The sequence below is a fragment of the Massilia antarctica genome (genome assembly GCF_015689335.1).
Lineage (GTDB): Bacteria > Pseudomonadota > Gammaproteobacteria > Burkholderiales > Burkholderiaceae_D > Telluria_A > Telluria_A antarctica.
Window position 1 is genome coordinate 1,764,227 of sequence record NZ_CP065053.1, and the last position, 19,018, is coordinate 1,783,244.

The following is a 19,018-nucleotide window of genomic DNA, read 5'->3' on the forward strand; positions in this document are numbered from 1 at the left end:
CGCTCACCTCAAGTCTACAAAGGGTACAAAATGAAAGATGAACTGCTTGATGCGCATCGCATGGGCAAGCTGATGTTGTTTGTGGGCGCAGGAGTGTCTGCAAACCTTGGTCTGCCCACTTGGAACGCTTTGATAGCGCACATCGCGGAGGAGCTAGGGTACGATCCAAAGATCTTCGCTACCTACGGGACTCCTTTGGCCCTTGCTGAATTTTACAAGAAGCAAAAGGGCGGGCTCGGGCCGCTGCGCAGCTGGATGGACCGTGAATGGCATAAGCCAACAACGAACATCTCCATGTCCGACATTCACCGACTGATCACACAGGGTAATTTCTCCCGCATCTACACCACCAACTACGACCGATGGCTGGAGTACGCTCACGATGCGTTTGGCGTAAAGTACCACAAGGTCGCCAGTGTGGCCGATCTTGCTTCCGTAATCGATGGTCGCCGGCAAATCATCAAGTTTCATGGTGACTTCGATGCAGACGACTCGATCGTCCTTGACGAGACCAGCTATTTCCAGCGGCTGAATTTCGATACGCCGCTAGATATCAAGCTCCGCAATGACGTGCTGGGCAGTTCCGTTCTCTTCATTGGCTACAGCCTGAACGATCTGAACATTCGCCTCCTGTTCTATCGCCTGACCGAGATGTGGGGTCGATCTACCCTTGCGTCCGCAAGGCCGAGGTCATATATCTTCACCAATCGACCAAACCCGGTGGCGCAGGAAATCCTGAGCCATTGGGGAATCCAGATGATCGTTTCGGAAGAGGACGACCCAGAAAAAGCGCTTACGGAGTTTCTTCAAGAGTTGGTCACCTGACTTTGAATATCACCAGGTGAACGACGGTCCCTGGTCCCTGCCGGAAGCTGGGGGTATCTGCGGCTAAAAGCTAACGAGATACCGCAGTCAGTCACTGATCGCTAGCAAGCTTTGGAGGTAATTACAGAGGAAAGGTCGATCGCCTCCTCGCAGCGGAAAGCAGACGATCAAGGTACTCACTCTACAATTGTTTCAACGGCTCCACCCTCCGGCAATGGGCCGGACGGTGGACCCGGATGAACCTTACTGTTTTCCGTCTGACTTTCTTGGTTGCACTCACCGTTATTCTCGCTGTGTCAAACTTAATTGTTGTGTGTCAAACTTAATTGTTCGTGCACAGTCGAGTCACCAAGACAGCAGTCTTTATTCGACCGTCACCGACTTGGCCAGATTACGCGGCTTGTCCACATCCGTGCCCTTGGCCAGCGCGGTGTGATACGCCAGCAATTGCAGCGCCACCACGTGCAGGATCGGCGACAGCAGGCCATAGTGTTCCGGCAAACGAATCACATGCAAGCCATCGCCCGAGGTGATGCGCGAATCGACGTCGGCGAACACATACAGCTGGCCGCCGCGAGCGCGTACTTCCTGCATGTTCGATTTCAGCTTTTCCAGCAGCGCATCGTTCGGTGCGATGGTGACGACCGGCATTTCATCGGTCACCAGCGCCAGCGGGCCGTGCTTGAGTTCGCCCGCAGGATACGCTTCGGCGTGGATGTACGAAATTTCCTTGAGCTTCAGGGCACCTTCCAGGGCGATCGGATAGTGCATGCCGCGGCCGAGGAACAGCGCATTGTCCTTGCGCGCAAAGTCGTCGGCCCAGGCGATGATCTGCGGTTCCAGCGCCAGCACCGCGGAAATCGCCACCGGCAGGTGACGCATTTCTTTCAGGTAGGTCGCTTCTTCCTCGTCGGACAGGCGGTCGTTGACTTGCGCCAGGGTCAGGGTCAGCAGGAACAAGGCGGCCAGCTGGGTGGTGAAGGCCTTGGTCGATGCCACGCCCACTTCCACGCCGGCGCGGGTGATGTACGAAAGCGCGCATTCACGCACCATGGCGCTGGTGGCGACGTTGCAAATGGTCAGGGTGTGCACCATGCCCAGGCTGCGCGCATGCTTGAGCGCGGCCAGGGTGTCGGCCGTTTCGCCGCTTTGCGAAATCGTCACCACCAGGGTGTTCGGATGCGGCACGCTGTCGCGGTAGCGGTATTCGCTGGCGATCTCGACTTGGACCGGGACCTTGGCCACCGATTCCATCCAGTACTTGGCGGTCAGGCCCGAGTAGTAGCTGGTGCCGCAAGCCAGAATCAGCACGCGGTCGATCTGCTTGAAGACCTTGAAGGCGTTGTCGCCGAACAGTTCCGGCATGATGCCGGTGACGCCTTCGAGCGTGTCGCCGATAACGCGCGGCTGCTCGAAGATTTCTTTCTGCATGTAGTGACGGTATGGGCCCAGCTCGGCCGCGCCGGTGTGCGCGTGCACGGTCTTGACTTCGCGCTCGACCGGCTTGCCGTCGACGTCGACGATCCAGACCTTGGCCAGTTGCAGGTCGACCACGTCGCCTTCTTCCAGGTAGATGATCTGGTCGGTGGTGCCGGCCAGCGCCATGGCGTCGGAGGCGACGAAGTTCTCGCCCTTGCCGACGCCGACGATCAGCGGCGAACCCTGGCGCGCGGCAACCACGCGGTGCGGCTCTTCGCGGCTGAACACGGCAATCGCGTAGGCGCCATGCAGGCGCTTGACGGCCAGCTGGACGGTCTCGAACAGGTCGCCGCTATACATGTGGTCGACCAGGTGGGCGATGACTTCGGTATCGGTCTGGCTCTGGAACACGTAGCCGAGCGCGGTCAGTTCGGCGCGCAGCTCGTCGTGGTTTTCGATGATGCCGTTATGGACCAGGGCGATGCGGGCATTCTCTTCGGTTGGCGAAAAGTGCGGGTGCGCATTGTGCGATGCCGGCGCGCCGTGGGTGGCCCAACGGGTGTGGGCGATGCCGGTGAAGCCTTGCAGGCCGGCGCTGGCGATCTGGGTTTCCAGGTCGGCCACGCGCGAGGTGCTGCGCGAACGCAGCAGCTTGCCGTCGACATGCAGCGCGACGCCGCACGAGTCGTAGCCGCGGTATTCAAGCCGCTTCAAGCCCTCGACCAGGATGGGAGTGATATTGCGTTGTGCTACTGCTCCGACGATACCGCACATGATGACCTCGATCTGAAAATTATTGAATGCGCAGATCGTAGTTGAGCTACCATGAAATATGCTTTCTAATTTAATGTCATATTGATTAATTATTTCATCACTCATGAGACATGAATTTATATTTCATATATTGACAATTTTCTTTTCGAATCACCGCAATCCATGACCGACAATGATCTCGACGACGTCGACCGTCGCATTTTGAATATCCTCCAGCTTGACGCATCGCATACCAATGCGGAGCTCGCCGAGCTGGTCCACGTGTCGCCGCCAACCTGCCTGCGCCGCGTGAAATACATGACCGAGGGCGGGATCATCGAGCGCCAGGTGGCGATCGTGGCGCCGGAAAAGGTGGGCGCGCGCCTGACCGCCATCGTCGAGATCACCCTCGATGTCCAGGCCGCCGAGCGCATGGACGAGTTCGAGCAGCACGTGGCGGCCGAAGCGGCCGTGCTGCAATGCTACCGGGTCGCTCCGGGGCCGGATTTCGTGCTCATCGTCCAGGTGGCCGACATGCCCGCCTACCACGCCCTGGCGCACCGCCTGTTTGCCACGCGCACCAATGTGCGTAACGTGAAAGCCTATTTCTCTACCTTCCGCAGCAAGTTCGAAACCCGTATCGCCGTCTGAATATTTCCTTTGAGCAATCTCAACGGCGGCCCGGCGGAAACAGGTTCTACTCGAAGCTGCTGCGCGTCCCGGTGGACGCCGGGCGAGACGAGGCGGGAGGTGGAGATGAATGACATCCTGGAACACGCGGGGCCGGCGCCCAAGCCGCATGGCGATCTGGTGCGCCTGACTGGTGTGCACAAGTATTACGGGGGCGGGCTGTCCGCCGTGCATGCCCTCGACGGCATCAACCTGCAGATAGGCATGGCGGAAATGGTCGCCATCTGCGGTCCGGCGGGCAGCGGCAAGACCACCTTGCTGAACCTGATCGGCATGCTCGAATTTGCCAACGAAGGCAGTGTCGTGATCGCCAACCTGCTGATCGCCCGCCTGCCCGAACAAGCCCGCGCCGACTTGCGCAACGAAATGATGGGCTTCGTGTTCCAGGCCTTTACCCTGATCCCGGTGCTGACCGCGCGCGAAAACGTGCTGCTGCCGCTGATGTTGCGCGGCCGCCTGGCGCACAAGGAGTTGCACTCCGCCTATGCGCGCGCCGACGAGCTGCTCGGCCTGCTTGGCCTGGCGACCCACGCCAACACCTATCCGCAGCGGCTCGATCCCAGCCAGAGCCAGCGCGTGGCGATCGCGCGGGCGCTGCTGGCCAAGCCGCGCCTGGTGCTGGCCGACGAGCCCACCTCGCGCCTGGACAGCGCCGGCATCCGCCTGGTGATGGATTTGTTCGCCCAGCAGCAGCACGAGCACGGTACGGCCTTCATCATCTCGACCCGCGACCAGCGCCAGCTCAACCGAGTCACGCGCACCTTGCAGCTGCTCGACGGCCGCCTGCACGCCGTGCTGGCCGATGCCGGCCGCGAACCTTTCCGGGTCCAGCTATGAGTCCCTACCGGCTGGCCCTGCGCACCCTGATGCTGGGCCGCGCGCGCAGCGTGCTGGCGATCGTGCTGATCGGTGCCAGCCTGTGCGTGCTCGACTTATTTGCGGGCAATATCGCCAGCACCCGCGCCGGCATCGAGTACCAGGCCGTGATCCGCGAACGGATGGGCCACCTGAGCGTGGTTCCCGCCGCTTCCGCTGGCGATGTGCGCCTGTTCGGTCCGGAAGAAGCGGAGCGCACGCGCTCGCTGCTGGCGAGGATGAAAGGCATCGCGCTGGTCGTGCCGGAAATCAGTGTGGCGGGCATTGCCGCCAGCAGCGGGCATTCGGCCACGTTCGCGGGGCAGGGCGTGCGCGTGCCCGATGAGCCGCTGGTACCGGGCCTGCAAGGTGCGCCGGGCAAGCTGCAATCCCCGGTCGGCAACGGCGTTGCCATCAGCCAGCCCAAGGCCCGCGCACTCGCCTTGCGGGTCGGCAGCCCGCTGACCTTGACCGCGGCGGTGGCCGATTCGGCGCCCAGGCAAGTCATCGCCCAGGTGGTCGATGTATATTCGCTGCCCGGCCACGATGATCACCTCCATTCGCTGCTGATGCCGCTGGAACTGGCGCAGGACTTGCTCAATACCGACCGCACCGAGCGCTTCGTGGTGTATTTGTCCGACCCGGCCCTGCTGGAACTGCAGCGCACGGTGGTGGCGGCGGCGCTGCGCAAGGCGGGCATCGGCACCGAGGTGCGCACCTGGCAGGAATTGTCGCAGGCCTACATACGGGCGCGCAGCGCGTCCGACCTGGCGTTCGACAGCATTGCAGGAATGGTGTTTGCGGTCATCGCGGCGACCGTTGCCGCCACCATGTCGATCAACGCGCTGGAACGGCGCCGCGAAGTGGCAACCTTGCGCGCGCTGGGCATGCGCAGCCATTCCGTGTTCCTGATGCTGGTGACCGAAGCGCTGGGGATGGCGGTTGCTGGCGTGGCTGTCAGCCTGATTGCGAGCGGGGTGGTTGCGTGGATCATCAACAGGGTGACCGTGCAGGCGGAAGCGCAGCGCGCGTTTTCGCTGCCGATGCCGGTGGAGCTGGATCTGAACCGCATGCTGATGGCGGTGGTGACGGTGCTGGCGGTCGCCCTGATGGCGGCGCTGGTGCCGGCATTCAAGGCGGCACGCGCGAATGTGGCGTCGGCGTTGGCCGCCTGAAGCTTGCCTGGAAACCCCGAAGCTCGCCGCTTGCCTGGAAACCCTGAAGCTCGCCGCTTGCCTGGAAACCCTGAAGCTCGCCGTTTGCCTGGAAACCCTGAAACTCGCCGCTTGCCTGGAAACCGTCGCTCCCGCGCGAGGCGGGAGCCCAAGTACTTACTGCCGCTTGCAGTCTCTCCCGCGCACGGTTCGCGCCTGCGCGGGAGGGCCTTGGATAAGACCTACTTCTTGACCTTCACCGGACGCGACCAGTTGTCGATCGTCATCTGCCGGGCGCGCGAAATGGTCAGCTTGCCGGCTGGCGCATCCTTGGTCAAGGTGGTACCGGCACCCAGGGTTGCACCCTTACCGACGGTAACCGGCGCCACCAGCTGGCTGTCGCTGCCGATGAACGCATCATCTTCAATCACGGTGCGGAACTTGTTGGCGCCGTCGTAATTGCACGTGATCGTTCCCGCGCCGATATTGACGCGCGAACCGACCGTGGCATCGCCCACATAGGCCAGATGGTTGGCCTTGCTGTGCGCCGCGATCTGGCTGTTCTTGATCTCGACAAAGTTACCGATGTGGACATCTTCCGCCAGCTCGGTGCCCGGACGCAAGCGTGCGTAAGGCCCGATCACCGACTTGGCGCCCACTACCGCGTCTTCAATATGACAGAACGGTTTGATATTGGTTCCCGCCGCGATGCGCGCGTTGACCAGCACATTGTGCGCGCCCACGCTCACGCCATCGCCCAGTTCCACCCTGCCTTCGAACACGCAGCCGACGTCGATGGTCACATCGCGGCCGCAAATGAGTTCGCCACGCACATCGATGCGGGCCGGGTCGAGCAGGGTCACGCCTTTTTCCAGCAGCGCGTTGGCGATATTGAGCTGGTGACGACGCTCCAGCTCGGCCAACTGCACCTTGCTGTTGACGCCGGCAACTTCCCACTCGGCCGACGGGTTCGCCGACACCACCGGCACGCCATCGAGCACCGCCTGGGCCACGATATCGGTCAGGTAATACTCGCCCTGCGCATTATTGTTCGACAGCGAACCGAGCCACTTTTTCAGATGGCGGGTCGGCGCGACCATGATGCCGCTGTTGATTTCGCAAATGGCGCGTTCGGCTTCATTGGCATCCTTTTCCTCGACGATGCGGGTAATCGTGCCGCCTTCGCGCACGATGCGGCCCAGGCCGAACGGATTGGCCTGCACTACGGTCAGGATGCCGAGCTTGTCGGTGCCGGCGGCGTCGACCAGGCCCTTGAGCGAGGCCACGGTGGTCAGCGGCACGTCGCCGTACAGGATCAGGGTCGGGACATCTTCATCGAGCTGGGGCACGGCTTGGCTGACCGCGTGGCCGGTGCCGAGCTGCGGTTCTTGCAGGGCGGTATCGATGGCGGCATGGCCCGTGCTGTCCTGGCGTTTCAGCATCTCCGGCACCGCTGCGCCGCCATGCCCGTAAATAACGCATAATTTGCTCGGTGCAAGTGCCCTTGCCGTATCGATCACATGCTGCAGGAGGGGTTTGCCCGCCAGCGGGTGCAGCACTTTCGGCAGCGCAGATTGCATACGCTTTCCCATTCCAGCGGCAAGAATCACTACGTTCATAAGCGTTCGTTCAAAAAGAGTTAATAAATGAAAAAGTTTAACACGCAGGAACCACTTTCCCAGCGCTTTCGCGTCCTTTGCCTTGTGGCAATCGTAGCCGTACTGACCGCCTGCAGCGGCATCAAACTGGCCTACAACCAGGGCGACACCTTGCTGTACTGGTGGCTGGACGCCTATGTGGACCTCGATTCGGAACAGGCGCCGGAGGTCAAGCAGGATATCAAGGAACTGTTCAAATGGCATCGCCAGACCCAGTTGAAGGACTATATCCACATCCTCACGAATGCCCAGCGCCAACTTGCCGGCAACCTGAGCAAGGCTGACCTGGACGCCGATTACCGCGACATCATGGCGCGCACCGACTTGCTGGCGCAGAAAGCCGTGCCGGAACTGACCGACCTGGCGCTCACCATCAAGCCCGAGCAACTTGCTCACCTGGAAAAGAAGTTCGAGAAGAACAACGAAACCTTCCGCAAGAAGTTCATCCGTGGCAGTGTGGAAGAGTTGCAGGAAAAACGTTTCAAGAAGTCGATGGAGCAGTTCGATTTGTGGTTCGGCGACTTCAGCCGCGATCAGGAAGCGCAGTTGCGCAAGGCGTCCGACGCGCGTCCGCTGAACAACCAGATCTGGCTCGACGAACGCATGCAGCGCCAGCAAAAGATCCTGAGCGTGCTGCGCAAGATCGACAAGGAGAACCTGGGCAAGGAGGCGGCCACGCCGCTGGTGCAGGGCTTGATCAAGGAGCTGCTGGTGCGTACGCAGGGCTCGCAGCACAAGCAGTTTTTCGATACCTACACCGATGGCACAATGCAAATGATCCTGACGGCGGTGAAAATCGCCACGCCGGAGCAGAAAGCCCATGCGCAGAAGCGCATGCAGGGATGGATCAGCGACTTCAACACCCTGGCTGCGGAAACCAAATAAGCCGCTTCTTGCCCCTTGGCGCCGTTGCCCCTTGGCAGCGGCGCGCCTTAACCGCCGCACCGCCGCACCGTCACACCGTCCCCGTCCCCGTCCCCGTCACACCGTCACCCCGTCACCCCGTCACCCCGTCGCACCCGCGCAGGCGGGTGCCCAAGTTCCCCAGCGCCCGGCGCAACGCTCCCCACCCCCGTGATATAGTGCGCCGGATCAGCAATCCCCCCTTGTCGCCATGCAAAAGAAACCCGCCAAAGTCCCGGTGCACCGTCCGCCGCCGCCAAAACAAGTCCGCATCATCGGCGGCGCCTGGAAACGCTCGACCTTGCCCGTGCTCGACGCGCTCGGCCTGCGTCCCACCCCGGACCGGGTGCGCGAAACGGTCTTCAACTGGATCAACCATCTGTGGGACGCCAACTGGGCCGGCGCCGACGTGCTCGACCTGTTTGCCGGCAGCGGCGCCCTCGGTTTCGAGGCGGCCAGCCGCGGCGCGCGCTCGGTGACCATGATCGACAGCCACACGCCGGTCGTGCGCCAGCTCGGCGATGTCAAAATCAAGCTCAAGGCCGACAACGTCCAGGTCGCCCGCGGCGAGGCCCTGGCCAGCGCGCACAACATGGCCCTGCGTGGCCAGCGCTACGCTCTGGTGTTCCTCGATCCGCCGTACCAGCAAAACCTGCTCGAACGCAGCCTGCCTCTGTGCACCGGCTTGCTCGCCGAAGACGGCCTGGTGTATGCCGAATCCGGCGCGCCGTTGCCGTTCGAGCCGGAAGACGGCAGCGCCGTGCCCGACTGGCTGGCGCCGTGGGAAGCGGTGCGTCATGACAAGGCCGGGATCGTCTTCTATTACCTGCTCAAGCTGCGCAAAGCGGCAGCGTAAACACGATAGTGCGGCGGTTTGTTCGGCCGCGATCTTCCCCGCCAAAGGCCGCAGTGGGGACCACGCATAATTTTCAGGCATAATGCGCGTTCTATATTGGTGCATGTCTAGGGAGCCGCAATGGTTGTAGCCGTTTATCCAGGAACCTTTGACCCGCTCACGCGCGGCCATGAGGATTTGGTGCGCCGTGCGTCCGGGCTGTTCGACCGCCTGATCGTGGGCGTAGCCGACAGCAAGAACAAACGTCCGTTTTTCTCGCTGGACGATCGCCTGGAAATTGCCAACGAAGTGCTGGGCCATTATCCGAATGTGCAGGTCGAGAGTTTTTCAGGCTTGCTCAAGGATTTCGTGCGCAAGCATGACGCCAGGGTCATCGTGCGCGGCTTGCGCGCCGTGTCGGACTTCGAATACGAGTTCCAGATGGCGGGCATGAACCGCTACCTGCTGCCGGACGTCGAAACCCTGTTCCTGACCCCGTCCGACCAGTATCAGTTCATTTCCGGCACCATCGTGCGCGAAATTGCGATGCTGGGCGGCGACGTTTCCAAGTTCGTGTTTCCCTCGGTCGACCGCTGGCTGCAGAAGAAGATCGCCACGATGGCGCCGCCTTCCGAATAAAAAGCGGAGCAATCATGGCCTTACTGATTACCGACGACTGCATCAACTGCGACGTGTGCGAGCCCGAGTGCCCGAACGATGCCATTTACATGGGGGCCGAGATCTACGAGATCGATCCCAACAAATGCACGGAATGCGTCGGCCACTTCGATGAACCGCAGTGCCAGCAGGTGTGCCCGGTCAGTTGCATCCCGTTCAACCCGGCCTGGCGCGAGACGCCGGAACAGTTGCGCGCCAAGTACGAGCGCCTCACTGCCGGCAAGGATGCGCCAGCATCGCCGCTGCCCTGACAGACAAAGTCCGATGGGCACAGCCGCCGCAGCAGCACAGCCGGCTTGACGCCCCTCAAGAAATTATTATCAAATTACAAATTAATGTGCCTTTGAGGTCATATTTTTGTTTTGAAATCATCAAAAAGCCCGTTTAAAATGCCTTCGGGGCAATTTTTTTGTGAAATTCAATGGTATATTTACCTAGTCCATTAGTTCGCCTACATTAAATTTTCCTCGCACTGCACATTCCGGCGCCATTTCGACCGTACGTAAAGACTATAATACCCGCCGCGTAAATACGTTGGCGCTATGGCCTTGTCTACCGTCACGCCCGCTGCTGCGTTGAAGGAAGATGCTGGCGCGCACGGTCGACCCATCTGGTGCCGGCGAGCCGCAGGCTGGCATGAGCGCTTTTCATGCGGAACAAAAATAGATTAATCACTGGAGACACCATGATCGCAATGAACAGTTTTACTTTCAAGGGCTTGCTGGCAGGAATAGTCCTCGCTTGCGCCTTCGGCCAGGGTGCCTCCGCGGCGGAGATCAGCGGCGTCAAGCTGGACGATACTGTCAAGGTGGCCGGCAAGGAGCTCAAGCTCAACGGCTACGGGATGCGCCAGAAGTTCGTGGCCAAGGTGTATGTCGCCTCGCTGTACCTGCCGGAAAAGAGCAAATCCTTCGCCGAGATCCTGAAGATGGATGGCCCGCGCCGCGTCACCATCGTGCTGATGCGCGACCTGACGTCGGATGAATTCGGCGACGCCTTCATGAACGGCCTCAGCCGCAACGTCGACAACGTCGAAAAAGCCAAAATCATTCCGCAGATCAGCAAGTTCGGCGAAATGTTTGCCTTGCTCCAAGTGCTGAAAAAAGGGGATGTGCTGCACATGGACTGGATTCCGGGCACGGGCACCCAGTGCGAGTTCAATGGCAAGAAAATCGGCGAAGTCGTGCCCGACCTGTTGTTCTACAACGCGATCTTGCGTATCTGGATGGGCGACCATCCGGTCGATTCGAGCTTGAAGACAGCTCTGCTCTCAGGGAAATAAGATTCCTGATCGATAAAAAAGCGGCGCCGGTAGATTACCGGGCGCCGCTTTTTTTTGCGCGGCCGCTTGCGCGACTGGCTGGCAATCAGGAACGGGCGGCCATGGCGCGCAGTTCGGCGGTGAGGCTGGCGTTGCCGGAAGATGAATTGGTCATCCGTTGCAGCACTTTGGCATTGCGCATATTGCGGCGGGCGGCTTGCTGGTCCTTGCTCAGGCGCGGCTTGACCACCAGCACCAGCGCGCGGAAGATGCCACCGAGCAAAGGCTTGAAGAACAGTGCCACTGCGGCGATCGCCAGCACCAGACCCACGCCGCGCACCAGCGGCAGCAGCGAAAAGGCGGTGGCGCCCGTGGTTTGCAGCAAAATAGACATGATGTTGAAATCGCAGTAGCAGTTGTTATGTATCAACTATAGTGCAACGCAACATATAAATCCAATTCCAATATCTAATACCGATTATATTAATCGTGAATGGAATGCGGTATGATACCTAATCGCCAACTTTTCTGAATCGCCATGAGCTTTCTGACCTTGGACCTGAACCTGCTGCGTGTGTTCGACGCGGTGATGACCGAGCAAAACCTGACGCGCGCGGCCGGCCACCTGGCCATGACCCAACCTGCGGTATCGAACGCGATCAAGCGCTTGCGCGAGAGTCTGGGCGACGAATTGCTCATCCGCACAGCCTACGGCGTCAAGCCGACCCCGCGCGCCGAGTCGCTGTGGCCGGCGGTGCGCCAGGCCCTGGCCGGGCTGGAAGCGGCAGTCACGCCGGAAACCTTCGACGTGTCCAAGGCGCATGCGACCTTCCGCATGGCGATGGCGGACGCGACGGCGGCGTTCTGGCTGCCTTCGCTGATGCGTTCGATCGAGAGCGAGGCGCCTGGTGTGAACGTGCGCATGGTGCCGCTGACGACGCGCGAGCCGCGTCCGATGCTGCTGCGTGGCGATATCGACCTGGCGGTGGGTTTCTTCCCTGGCGTGGCCGCGCAGCTGTCGAGCGACACCAGTTCGCCGATCCGCCATGAGCGGCTGTATTCGGGGCATTACGTATGCGTGATGCGCAAGAACCATCCGCTGGCCAAGGTGGAGCTGGGGATCGATAATTACTGCGCGGCGAATCACCTGCTGGTCAGTTTTTCGGGGCGCGCGCATGGCCTGGTGGACGAAGCGCTGGCGCAGGTGGGGCGCGAGCGGCGCATTTTGCTGACGGTGAACCAGTTCTTCACGGCGGGGAGGGTGGTGGCCAATTCGGACTTGGTTACCGTGCTGCCGAAGCACCTGATCGCATCGACCGGCATGACCGATGCGCTGGTGTGGCGCGAGCTGCCATTCAGTCTGCCGGCGGTGCACCTCGACATGCTCTGGCACGAACGCGACGCCCGCAGCCCCACGCATAAATGGCTGCGCAAGCATCTGGAGGGGATGAATACCACGACCCTGAGGGCGGTGGCGAATAGCGATTGAGTATTGCCGCCCTCAACGTCGTTCCCGGCCTTGGCGGCCCCCTTGGCGGGAACCCAAGTTCTTAGGTCCGCGGCTGCGCAAAAAACTTGGGTTCCCGCCTCTCCAGGAACTAGCCTTTGCCGCTAAGTTACGCAGCTTTGCGACCACAGGCGTCAAAACCGTCGTTCCCGCGTAGGCGGGAACCCATAGCACCTCAACTGAGCGAAGGTGCTATGGATTCCCGCCTGCGCGGGAAAGACGGAGCTTAAGTTAACGCCATTTGGCACCGGCCTCTGAGCTTGCACAGTTCCAAGAGATTTGAGGAGTTTCCTTGAAACTGGAGGCTGCGCGGGAAGTCGTTTCTGGCAATGCCAGGAACGACAGTTTTGAGGTTAGCGACAGTTTTGGGGTTAGCAACGGTTTTGAGGTTAACGACGGTTTTAGGGTTAGCGACGCATTTTAGCGACGTTTTGAGGGTTAGCAGGTCTCGACAATCGGTGCCTATTTGGCCGCCGACCGATACCCAACCCGGAACCCGCCCCAATGCTTCCCATCCACATAAATCGGCACCGACAAGTCGTGCATGACTTCCCCGGTATCGCGCTTGTACGTCTGCAGCAAAAACGGCTTGGTATTCGACCCGCAACGCGACCCGGTGCGGTCGTTGAAAATCCGCTTGGTCCGGTTGTTCACCATATCGACATCGTAATCGCCCGTGAGCGGCTGAGAAAACTTCTTGTTGTGCGTCGGGAAGTAGCCATGATCATCGACCGCCCCCGCATACGCCAGCTGCGGCATACTCGCCAATAAACCGTCCTGCAAGGCCGGCAGCACGCGGTCGGTAAAGGCATCGAAGCGTGTCGTGTGCTTGGGCGGATCGGTATTCGGAATCGGCTTGTAACGGCGCTCGAACAGCGCTTCGTGGCTGATCTGGCCCGCCTTGAGCGCCGCGCTGAACAGCTGCCCGACCTCGGCCGCTGCCTGCTGCGCCGCCATCCGGATCGGATCGTGCGAGCTCGCCAGCGACGATTCGCCCATGGCCCCGGCAATCGATTCAGCCTTCTCGGCCAGTGCCATCGCCGAGCCGGTCGCGCGCGGCAACTCCGCGTTGGTCGAGAGCATGCTGTCGCGGATCTGTGTAAGTGCCCCGGAAATGCTGCGTGTCGTTTCAACGTGCGTGCGCGCCACCCCCGCAATCTGTCCGATTTCCGATTCCGACACACCGGAGGAACGTTCGATATTGCCCAGGAAACCGTGCACCCGCTCCACATTGCCGGCCGCATCGTTCACCAGGGTGACCAGCGACGCCATGCCCACGCTGGCCGTTGCCGCTTGTTCGTTAATCGCGCGCACCATCATGCTGATTTCCCCGGCAGCTTCGCGGGTGCGATGCGCCAGTTGCCGCACTTCGCCAGCAACGACCGCGAAGCCGCGCCCGTGCTCGCCGGCCCGCGCCGCTTCAATCGCGGCATTGAGCGCCAGCAGGTTGGTGCGCGCGGAAATTTCGGTGATGACGTCGGTAAAACCGGCGATGGCCTTGGACTTTTCCTGCAACGCGCTCATGATGCTGGCCGCCTGCTGGGCGTCGACCCGGGCGTCGCTGATGCGCTTGAGGCCCTCGGCCACCTCGGCGCGCCCGGCCACGCTTTCGCTGCGCACCTCGGCGGCCACCTTGGCGGCGCGCTCGGCATTGGCGGCGATCTGCTCGGTCGTGTGCGCCACATCCTCGGCGCTGGCGACGATGCCGACCGCGGTCTGCACATCTTTTTCGATCTTTTTCTTGACCGAGTCGACAAAATACGAGGTTTCGGCAGCGCCGATCATGATGTCGTCGATCGAGTGACCGACCACGGCGATAAATTCCTGGCTATGGCCGCCATCGCCCTTCTGTTGCACAAGCAGGAAGAGTCCCAGGCTGACCACCCCGGCGACGGCGGCCGCGGATACCGGCCCCAGCGCGGGCCCGGCCGCCAGGCCAATCAGGAACACGGCGAGGACGCCGCCGGCGGCAGCCCCGCAGCAGCCGAGCGCGAGCCGCGCCGACGTCGATTGAAGTTGCTTCATGTGTTCCCTTGGCCACCGCTGGCGCGCTGAGTATCCCGCAATCCGAGATTCATAACCTACAGCATAACCAGGGGAAGCTCAACGCATTTGCAAGGCAATGTGTCCAAAGAAAAACATTTCCACCAAGTGCTTATTTGATCGGCAGTTTGGTGGTATTTTTCACTTCTTCCATGACGGCGTAGGTGTGGGTTTCGCGTACGCCCTTCTGGAGCAGGGTTTTGCCGAGGAATTCGCGATACGCCGCCATGTCCTTGACCCGCGCCTTGACCAGATAGTCGAAGCCGCCGGCCACCATGTGACATTCGAGCACTTCGGGAATGATTTGTACGCTATTCTTGAAGGCATCGAAGACTTCGGGAGTGGTGCGGTCGAGCACGACCTCGATGAAAACGAGCAAGGAAACGTCGAGCAACTGGGGATTGAGCTGGGCCGTGTAGCCCATGATGTAGCCGGACTCGTGCAGTTTACGCACCCGCTCCAGGCAAGCCGCCGGCGACAGGTTCACCCGCGCCGCGAGTTCCACGTTGCTGATCCGGCCGTCGCTTTGCAGTTCCGACAGAATTTTCTTGCTAATCTTGTCCAGCATTCGAGATCTCCGCAATAAATTTTATTTGGTGAAATTGTCTCACCAAAAACTATCTATGGCTAGTCTTCTGTAATACCAGAATTAATCCAGAAGATTTCACTCTACAATCGAATCATGTTTTCGCGCACTTCCAGCGCGGCTTGCCTTCACGGAAAAGCCGCGCCGGAGGTGCGCGGTGTCGTCTTTCCGATTCGTTTAACCCTGGTAAAAGAGTTCTCAATGCAAACTGCCGCTGCTTCGGCCACATCCTTCGTTCCCTTTTCTGCGCTGCTGGCCGAAATCAAACCGGACCAGACGCCGCTGCGCGCCGCCATTACCGCTGCTTACCGCCGCGATGAAGCCGAGGCCGTCGCCTGGCTGCTGGGACAGGGCAACAAAGCCCATCCGGAGGCGCACGCGCTGGCGCACCGCCTGGTCTCGGCCGTGCGCGAAAAGCGCACGCGTTCATCCGGCGTCGATGCGCTGATGCATGAATTCTCGCTATCATCGGAAGAAGGTGTCGCACTGATGTGCTTGGCCGAAGCGCTGCTGCGCATTCCAGACAAGCAAACCGCCGACCGCCTCATTGCCGACAAGATCAGCAAGGGTGACTGGGGCAAGCACCTGGGCGAATCGCCTTCGCTGTTCGTCAACGCCGCCACCTGGGGTTTGCTGATCACCGGCAAGCTGGTCAGCACCAGCAGCGAAACCGGGCTCGGCTCGGCGCTGACCAAACTGATCGGCAAAGGCGGCGAGCCGCTGATCCGCAAGGGCGTCGACCTGGCCATGCGCATGCTGGGCAACCAGTTCGTGACCGGCCAGACCATCGGCGAAGCGATCAAGAACAGCCGCGAGAACGAGCAGCGCGGCTACCGCTATTCCTACGACATGCTGGGCGAAGCGGCCCTGACCGAAGCGGATGCGAAAAACTATTACGCCTCGTACGAAACGGCGATCCATGCGATCGGCAAGGCATCGAACGGGCGCGGCATCAAGGATGGTCCTGGCATTTCGGTCAAGCTGTCGGCCCTGCATCCGCGCTACAGCCGCGCACAGCATGCGCGCATGATGAGCGAACTGCTGCCGCGCGTGCGCAGCCTGGTATTGCTGGCCAAGCAGTACAACATCGGCATCAATATCGATGCGGAAGAAGCCGACCGCCTGGAAATCTCGCTCGACATGATGGAAGCGATGGCGTTCGATCCGGAGCTGGCCGGTTTCGAGGGCATCGGCTTCGTGGTGCAGGCGTACCAGAAGCGCTGCCCGTTCGTAATCGATTACCTGATCGACCTGGCGCGCCGCAGCGGCCGCAAATTCATGGTGCGGCTGGTGAAAGGCGCGTATTGGGACGCTGAAATCAAGCGCGCACAAGTCGATGGCATGCCCGGTTATCCGGTCTATACGCGCAAGGTGTACACCGATGTGTCTTACCTGACCTGCGCCAAAAAACTGCTGGGTGCGAGCGGCTTGCTGTATCCGCAATTTGCCACCCACAATGCGCACAGCCTGTCGGTGATTTACACCTGGGCGCAGCAGGACGGCATCAAGGATTATGAATTCCAGTGCCTGCACGGCATGGGCGAAACCTTGTACGACCAGGTCGTCGGCAAAGCCAATCTGGATAAGCCGTGCCGCATTTATGCGCCAGTCGGATCGCACGAAACCTTGCTCGCCTACCTGGTGCGCCGCCTGCTGGAAAACGGCGCCAATTCCTCGTTCGTGAACCAGATCGTCGATGAAAAAGTCAAGATCGAATCGCTCATCGCCGATCCGTTCGAGGCATCGCGCGCGCAGGGCGGCGTGCCGCATCCGGGCATTACCTTGCCGCTTGCCCTGTTCAATGCGGAACGCAAGAATTCGGCCGGTCTCGATCTGACGAATGAAGATGTACTGCGCAATATCGGCACCGCGTTGGCACAGCCGCGCAATTACCACGCCGCGCCATTGATCGACGGCCCCGTGGTGGCCGGCGCGCCCGCGTCCATTTGCAATCCGGCGCTGCATGCCGACGTGGTTGGCAAGGTGAGCGACGCCAGTAGCGCCGATGTTGAAACGGCGCTGCACAGCGCCAGCAATTTCGCCATGGACTGGCAAACCACGGGGCCGACGGCGCGTGCCGCGATGCTCGTGCGCGTGGCCGATCTGTTCGAAGAAAACTACCCGGAACTGATGGCGCTGGCCATTCGCGAAGCCGGTAAATCGCTGCCGAATGCGATTGCCGAAATCCGCGAAGCGGTCGATTTCCTGCGCTATTACGCGGCCCAGGTGCACGGTACGCCGCAGGTGCTGGCGCTCGGCCCGGTCACTTGTATCAGCCCGTGGAATTTCCCGCTCGCGATCTTTACCGGCCAAGTGGCCGCGGCGCTTGCGGCGGGCAATGTGGTGCTGGCAAAACCGGCGGAACAAACGCCGCTGATCGCTTATCGCGCGGTGCAGCTGTTCCATGAAGCGGGTATTCCAAAAGCGGCCCTGCAATTTCTGCCGGGCCGCGGCGAAGTGGTCGGTGCCGGCCTGACCGCTGATTCTCGGGTCAAGGGCGTGATTTTTACCGGCTCCACCGAAGTGGCGCAGCTGATCAACCGCACCCTGGCGGCGCGCTCGGTCAAGGAATCCTGCGATATTCCGCTGATCGCTGAAACGGGCGGCCAGAATGCGCTGATCGTCGATTCCTCGGCCTTGCCGGAACAGGTGGTGCAGGACGTGATGACCTCGGCGTTCGACAGCGCCGGCCAGCGTTGCTCAGCCTTGCGCGTGTTGTTCCTGCAGCAGGAAATCGCCGATAAAACCATCAGGATGCTCAAAGGCGCGATGCAGGAATTGCGCGTGGGCGTGCCTGATCGCCTGGCCACCGATATCGGCCCGGTGATCGATGCGGAAGCGCAGCAAAACCTGCTGCGCCACATCGAACGCATGAAGCCGACCGCGAAAAACCATTTTGCGATGGAAGTGCCGGCGGCCGTGGCGGCGCAAGGCACTTTCGTGGCGCCGACCGTGCTCGAAATCGGCTCCTTGTCCGAACTCGAACACGAGGTATTCGGCCCGGTCTTGCACATCATCCGTTATCGCCGCGCCGATCTGCCGAAGCTGATCGATTCGATCAACGCCAGCGGTTTCGGCCTGACCTTGGGCGTGCATTCGCGCATCGATGAAACGATCGATTTCATTACCTCGCGCGCGCACGTCGGCAATATCTACGTGAACCGCAATATCGTCGGCGCCGTGGTCGGCGTGCAGCCGTTCGGCGGCGAAGGCCAGTCCGGAACCGGCCCGAAAGCGGGCGGTCCGCTTTACCTCAAACGCTTGCAGCGCGCAGCACCGGCGCTGCTGCTGCATGAACGCCAGGCCACCCCGGCCCTCGATGCCCTGCTGGTGTGGGCCAAAGCCCATGGCCACGAGCACGTCGTCACCCTGGCCGAAGAATACATGCGCACCACCCTGGCCGGCACCAGCCTGACCTTGCCGGGTCCGACCGGCGAACGCAACGGCTTGTCGTTTGCCCCGCGCGGCGCCATTTTGTGTGCGGCGGCAACGCCAGGCGTATTGCTCAATCAATTGGCGGCTTGCCTGGCAACAGGGAACCGGGCGATTGTGCTGGCGCGCGCGAAGGAAGTCATTCCCGAAGGCTTGCCGCCGGAAGTGGCGGACCACATCACCTTTGTGAGCGGGGCCGATACGGCGGAATGCCATTTTCAGATTGCCTTGGTGGAAGCGTCGCTGGCGGCCGAATTGTGGCCCGTGCTGGCAAGCCGCCAGGGAGCGATTGTCGGCGTGATCGATACCTCGGAAGAAGGTGCAATTGCGCTGTGGCGCATGGTGGCCGAGCGCGCACTGTGCGTCAATACCACTGCGGCTGGCGGAAACGCAAGCCTGATGACCTTAGGTCTGTAATG

Annotated in this window: 16 protein-coding genes; 11 read left to right on the forward strand and 5 right to left on the reverse strand. The window is 61.1% G+C overall.

The window, feature by feature from the left end; genetic code table 11:
- Positions 1-30: 30 nt before the first annotated feature.
- Complete coding sequence (locus IV454_RS07990; RefSeq protein WP_206091037.1) at positions 31-825, forward strand: SIR2 family protein; 795 nt, start codon at positions 31-33, stop codon at positions 823-825.
- Positions 826-1,188: 363 nt separating this feature from the next.
- On the opposite strand, the gene glmS is transcribed toward IV454_RS07990, so the two are convergent.
- Positions 1,189-3,018, reverse strand: coding sequence for a glutamine--fructose-6-phosphate transaminase (isomerizing) (gene glmS, locus IV454_RS07995; protein ID WP_206091038.1), 1,830 nt, complete (start codon positions 3,016-3,018; stop codon positions 1,189-1,191).
- A 162-nt stretch (positions 3,019-3,180) separates the two neighbouring features.
- On the opposite strand from glmS, the gene IV454_RS08000 reads away from it, so the two are divergent.
- The 3 genes from IV454_RS08000 to IV454_RS08010 all read left to right on the forward strand — a co-directional run bounded on the left by IV454_RS08000 (position 3,181) and on the right by IV454_RS08010 (position 5,717).
- Entirely contained in the window at positions 3,181-3,648 is a 468-nt protein-coding gene (locus IV454_RS08000) for an Lrp/AsnC family transcriptional regulator (RefSeq protein ID WP_206091039.1), read from the forward strand.
- 105 nt (positions 3,649-3,753) lie between these two features.
- On the forward strand, positions 3,754-4,524 hold the full coding sequence (locus tag IV454_RS08005) for an ABC transporter ATP-binding protein (RefSeq protein ID WP_206091040.1): 771 nt from the start codon (positions 3,754-3,756) through the stop codon (positions 4,522-4,524).
- Positions 4,521-5,717 carry an ABC transporter permease gene (locus IV454_RS08010; RefSeq protein ID WP_206091041.1) on the forward strand — a complete coding sequence of 399 codons (1,197 nt, stop codon included), beginning with the start codon at positions 4,521-4,523 and terminating at the stop codon, positions 5,715-5,717. Before IV454_RS08005 ends, IV454_RS08010 begins: the two co-directional genes overlap by 4 nt.
- A gap of 221 nt (positions 5,718-5,938) precedes the next feature.
- Here the strand turns inward: IV454_RS08010 and glmU are convergent, their stop codons facing one another.
- Complete coding sequence (gene glmU, locus IV454_RS08015) at positions 5,939-7,315, reverse strand: bifunctional UDP-N-acetylglucosamine diphosphorylase/glucosamine-1-phosphate N-acetyltransferase GlmU (RefSeq protein ID WP_206091042.1); 1,377 nt, start codon at positions 7,313-7,315, stop codon at positions 5,939-5,941.
- 27 nt (positions 7,316-7,342) lie between these two features.
- On the opposite strand from glmU, the gene IV454_RS08020 reads away from it, so the two are divergent.
- The 5 genes from IV454_RS08020 to IV454_RS08040 all read left to right on the forward strand — a co-directional run bounded on the left by IV454_RS08020 (position 7,343) and on the right by IV454_RS08040 (position 11,052).
- Positions 7,343-8,239 (forward strand): DUF6279 family lipoprotein, encoded by an 897-nt coding sequence (locus IV454_RS08020; RefSeq protein ID WP_206091043.1) that lies wholly within the window; start codon positions 7,343-7,345, stop codon positions 8,237-8,239.
- 229 nt (positions 8,240-8,468) lie between these two features.
- A complete protein-coding gene (rsmD, locus tag IV454_RS08025) occupies positions 8,469-9,113 on the forward strand; it encodes a 16S rRNA (guanine(966)-N(2))-methyltransferase RsmD (protein WP_206091044.1) in 645 nt (214 codons plus the stop codon).
- 120 nt (positions 9,114-9,233) lie between these two features.
- A complete protein-coding gene (coaD, locus tag IV454_RS08030) occupies positions 9,234-9,731 on the forward strand; it encodes a pantetheine-phosphate adenylyltransferase (RefSeq protein ID WP_206091045.1) in 498 nt (165 codons plus the stop codon).
- A gap of 14 nt (positions 9,732-9,745) precedes the next feature.
- A complete protein-coding gene (locus IV454_RS08035) occupies positions 9,746-10,021 on the forward strand; it encodes a YfhL family 4Fe-4S dicluster ferredoxin (RefSeq protein ID WP_054265448.1) in 276 nt (91 codons plus the stop codon).
- Positions 10,022-10,455: 434 nt separating this feature from the next.
- Positions 10,456-11,052, forward strand: coding sequence for a chalcone isomerase family protein (locus IV454_RS08040; RefSeq protein ID WP_229522126.1), 597 nt, complete (start codon positions 10,456-10,458; stop codon positions 11,050-11,052).
- Between the two features lie 85 nt (positions 11,053-11,137).
- On the opposite strand, the gene IV454_RS08045 is transcribed toward IV454_RS08040, so the two are convergent.
- Positions 11,138-11,425 carry a hypothetical protein gene (locus IV454_RS08045; protein ID WP_206091046.1) on the reverse strand — a complete coding sequence of 96 codons (288 nt, stop codon included), beginning with the start codon at positions 11,423-11,425 and terminating at the stop codon, positions 11,138-11,140.
- A gap of 144 nt (positions 11,426-11,569) precedes the next feature.
- Between IV454_RS08045 and IV454_RS08050 the strand changes: the two genes are divergently transcribed.
- On the forward strand, positions 11,570-12,520 hold the full coding sequence (locus IV454_RS08050) for a LysR family transcriptional regulator (protein WP_054265450.1): 951 nt from the start codon (positions 11,570-11,572) through the stop codon (positions 12,518-12,520).
- 480 nt (positions 12,521-13,000) lie between these two features.
- Here IV454_RS08050 and IV454_RS08055 read toward each other — a convergent pair whose 3' ends face one another.
- Both IV454_RS08055 and IV454_RS08060 read right to left on the reverse strand, forming a co-directional pair.
- Positions 13,001-14,563 (reverse strand): methyl-accepting chemotaxis protein, encoded by a 1,563-nt coding sequence (locus IV454_RS08055; RefSeq protein ID WP_206091047.1) that lies wholly within the window; start codon positions 14,561-14,563, stop codon positions 13,001-13,003.
- Positions 14,564-14,693: 130 nt separating this feature from the next.
- Complete coding sequence (locus IV454_RS08060; protein ID WP_054265452.1) at positions 14,694-15,149, reverse strand: Lrp/AsnC ligand binding domain-containing protein; 456 nt, start codon at positions 15,147-15,149, stop codon at positions 14,694-14,696.
- 219 nt (positions 15,150-15,368) lie between these two features.
- On the opposite strand from IV454_RS08060, the gene putA reads away from it, so the two are divergent.
- Positions 15,369-19,016, forward strand: a complete 3,648-nt coding sequence (putA, locus tag IV454_RS08065) for a trifunctional transcriptional regulator/proline dehydrogenase/L-glutamate gamma-semialdehyde dehydrogenase (protein WP_206091048.1) — start codon at positions 15,369-15,371, stop codon at positions 19,014-19,016.
- Positions 19,017-19,018 lie beyond the last annotated feature (2 nt).

Excerpts from the sequence above, each read along its gene's own strand:
- IV454_RS08040 (WP_229522126.1), top strand. The coding sequence starts at position 10,456 with ATGATCGCAATGAACAGTTTTACTTTCAAGGGCTTGCTGGCAGGAATA.
- glmS (WP_206091038.1), bottom strand. The coding sequence starts at position 3,018 with ATGTGCGGTATCGTCGGAGCAGTAGCACAACGCAATATCACTCCCATC.
- IV454_RS07990 (WP_206091037.1), top strand. The coding sequence starts at position 31 with ATGAAAGATGAACTGCTTGATGCGCATCGCATGGGCAAGCTGATGTTG.
- IV454_RS08055 (WP_206091047.1), bottom strand. The coding sequence starts at position 14,563 with ATGAAGCAACTTCAATCGACGTCGGCGCGGCTCGCGCTCGGCTGCTGC.
- IV454_RS08060 (WP_054265452.1), bottom strand. The coding sequence starts at position 15,149 with ATGCTGGACAAGATTAGCAAGAAAATTCTGTCGGAACTGCAAAGCGAC.
- IV454_RS08020 (WP_206091043.1), top strand. The coding sequence starts at position 7,343 with ATGAAAAAGTTTAACACGCAGGAACCACTTTCCCAGCGCTTTCGCGTC.
- rsmD (WP_206091044.1), top strand. The coding sequence starts at position 8,469 with ATGCAAAAGAAACCCGCCAAAGTCCCGGTGCACCGTCCGCCGCCGCCA.
- IV454_RS08035 (WP_054265448.1), top strand. The coding sequence starts at position 9,746 with ATGGCCTTACTGATTACCGACGACTGCATCAACTGCGACGTGTGCGAG.
- IV454_RS08050 (WP_054265450.1), top strand. The coding sequence starts at position 11,570 with ATGAGCTTTCTGACCTTGGACCTGAACCTGCTGCGTGTGTTCGACGCG.
- IV454_RS08045 (WP_206091046.1), bottom strand. The coding sequence starts at position 11,425 with ATGTCTATTTTGCTGCAAACCACGGGCGCCACCGCCTTTTCGCTGCTG.
- glmU (WP_206091042.1), bottom strand. The coding sequence starts at position 7,315 with ATGAACGTAGTGATTCTTGCCGCTGGAATGGGAAAGCGTATGCAATCT.
- IV454_RS08005 (WP_206091040.1), top strand. The coding sequence starts at position 3,754 with ATGAATGACATCCTGGAACACGCGGGGCCGGCGCCCAAGCCGCATGGC.
- IV454_RS08010 (WP_206091041.1), top strand. The coding sequence starts at position 4,521 with ATGAGTCCCTACCGGCTGGCCCTGCGCACCCTGATGCTGGGCCGCGCG.
- coaD (WP_206091045.1), top strand. The coding sequence starts at position 9,234 with ATGGTTGTAGCCGTTTATCCAGGAACCTTTGACCCGCTCACGCGCGGC.
- putA (WP_206091048.1), top strand. The coding sequence starts at position 15,369 with ATGCAAACTGCCGCTGCTTCGGCCACATCCTTCGTTCCCTTTTCTGCG.
- IV454_RS08000 (WP_206091039.1), top strand. The coding sequence starts at position 3,181 with ATGACCGACAATGATCTCGACGACGTCGACCGTCGCATTTTGAATATC.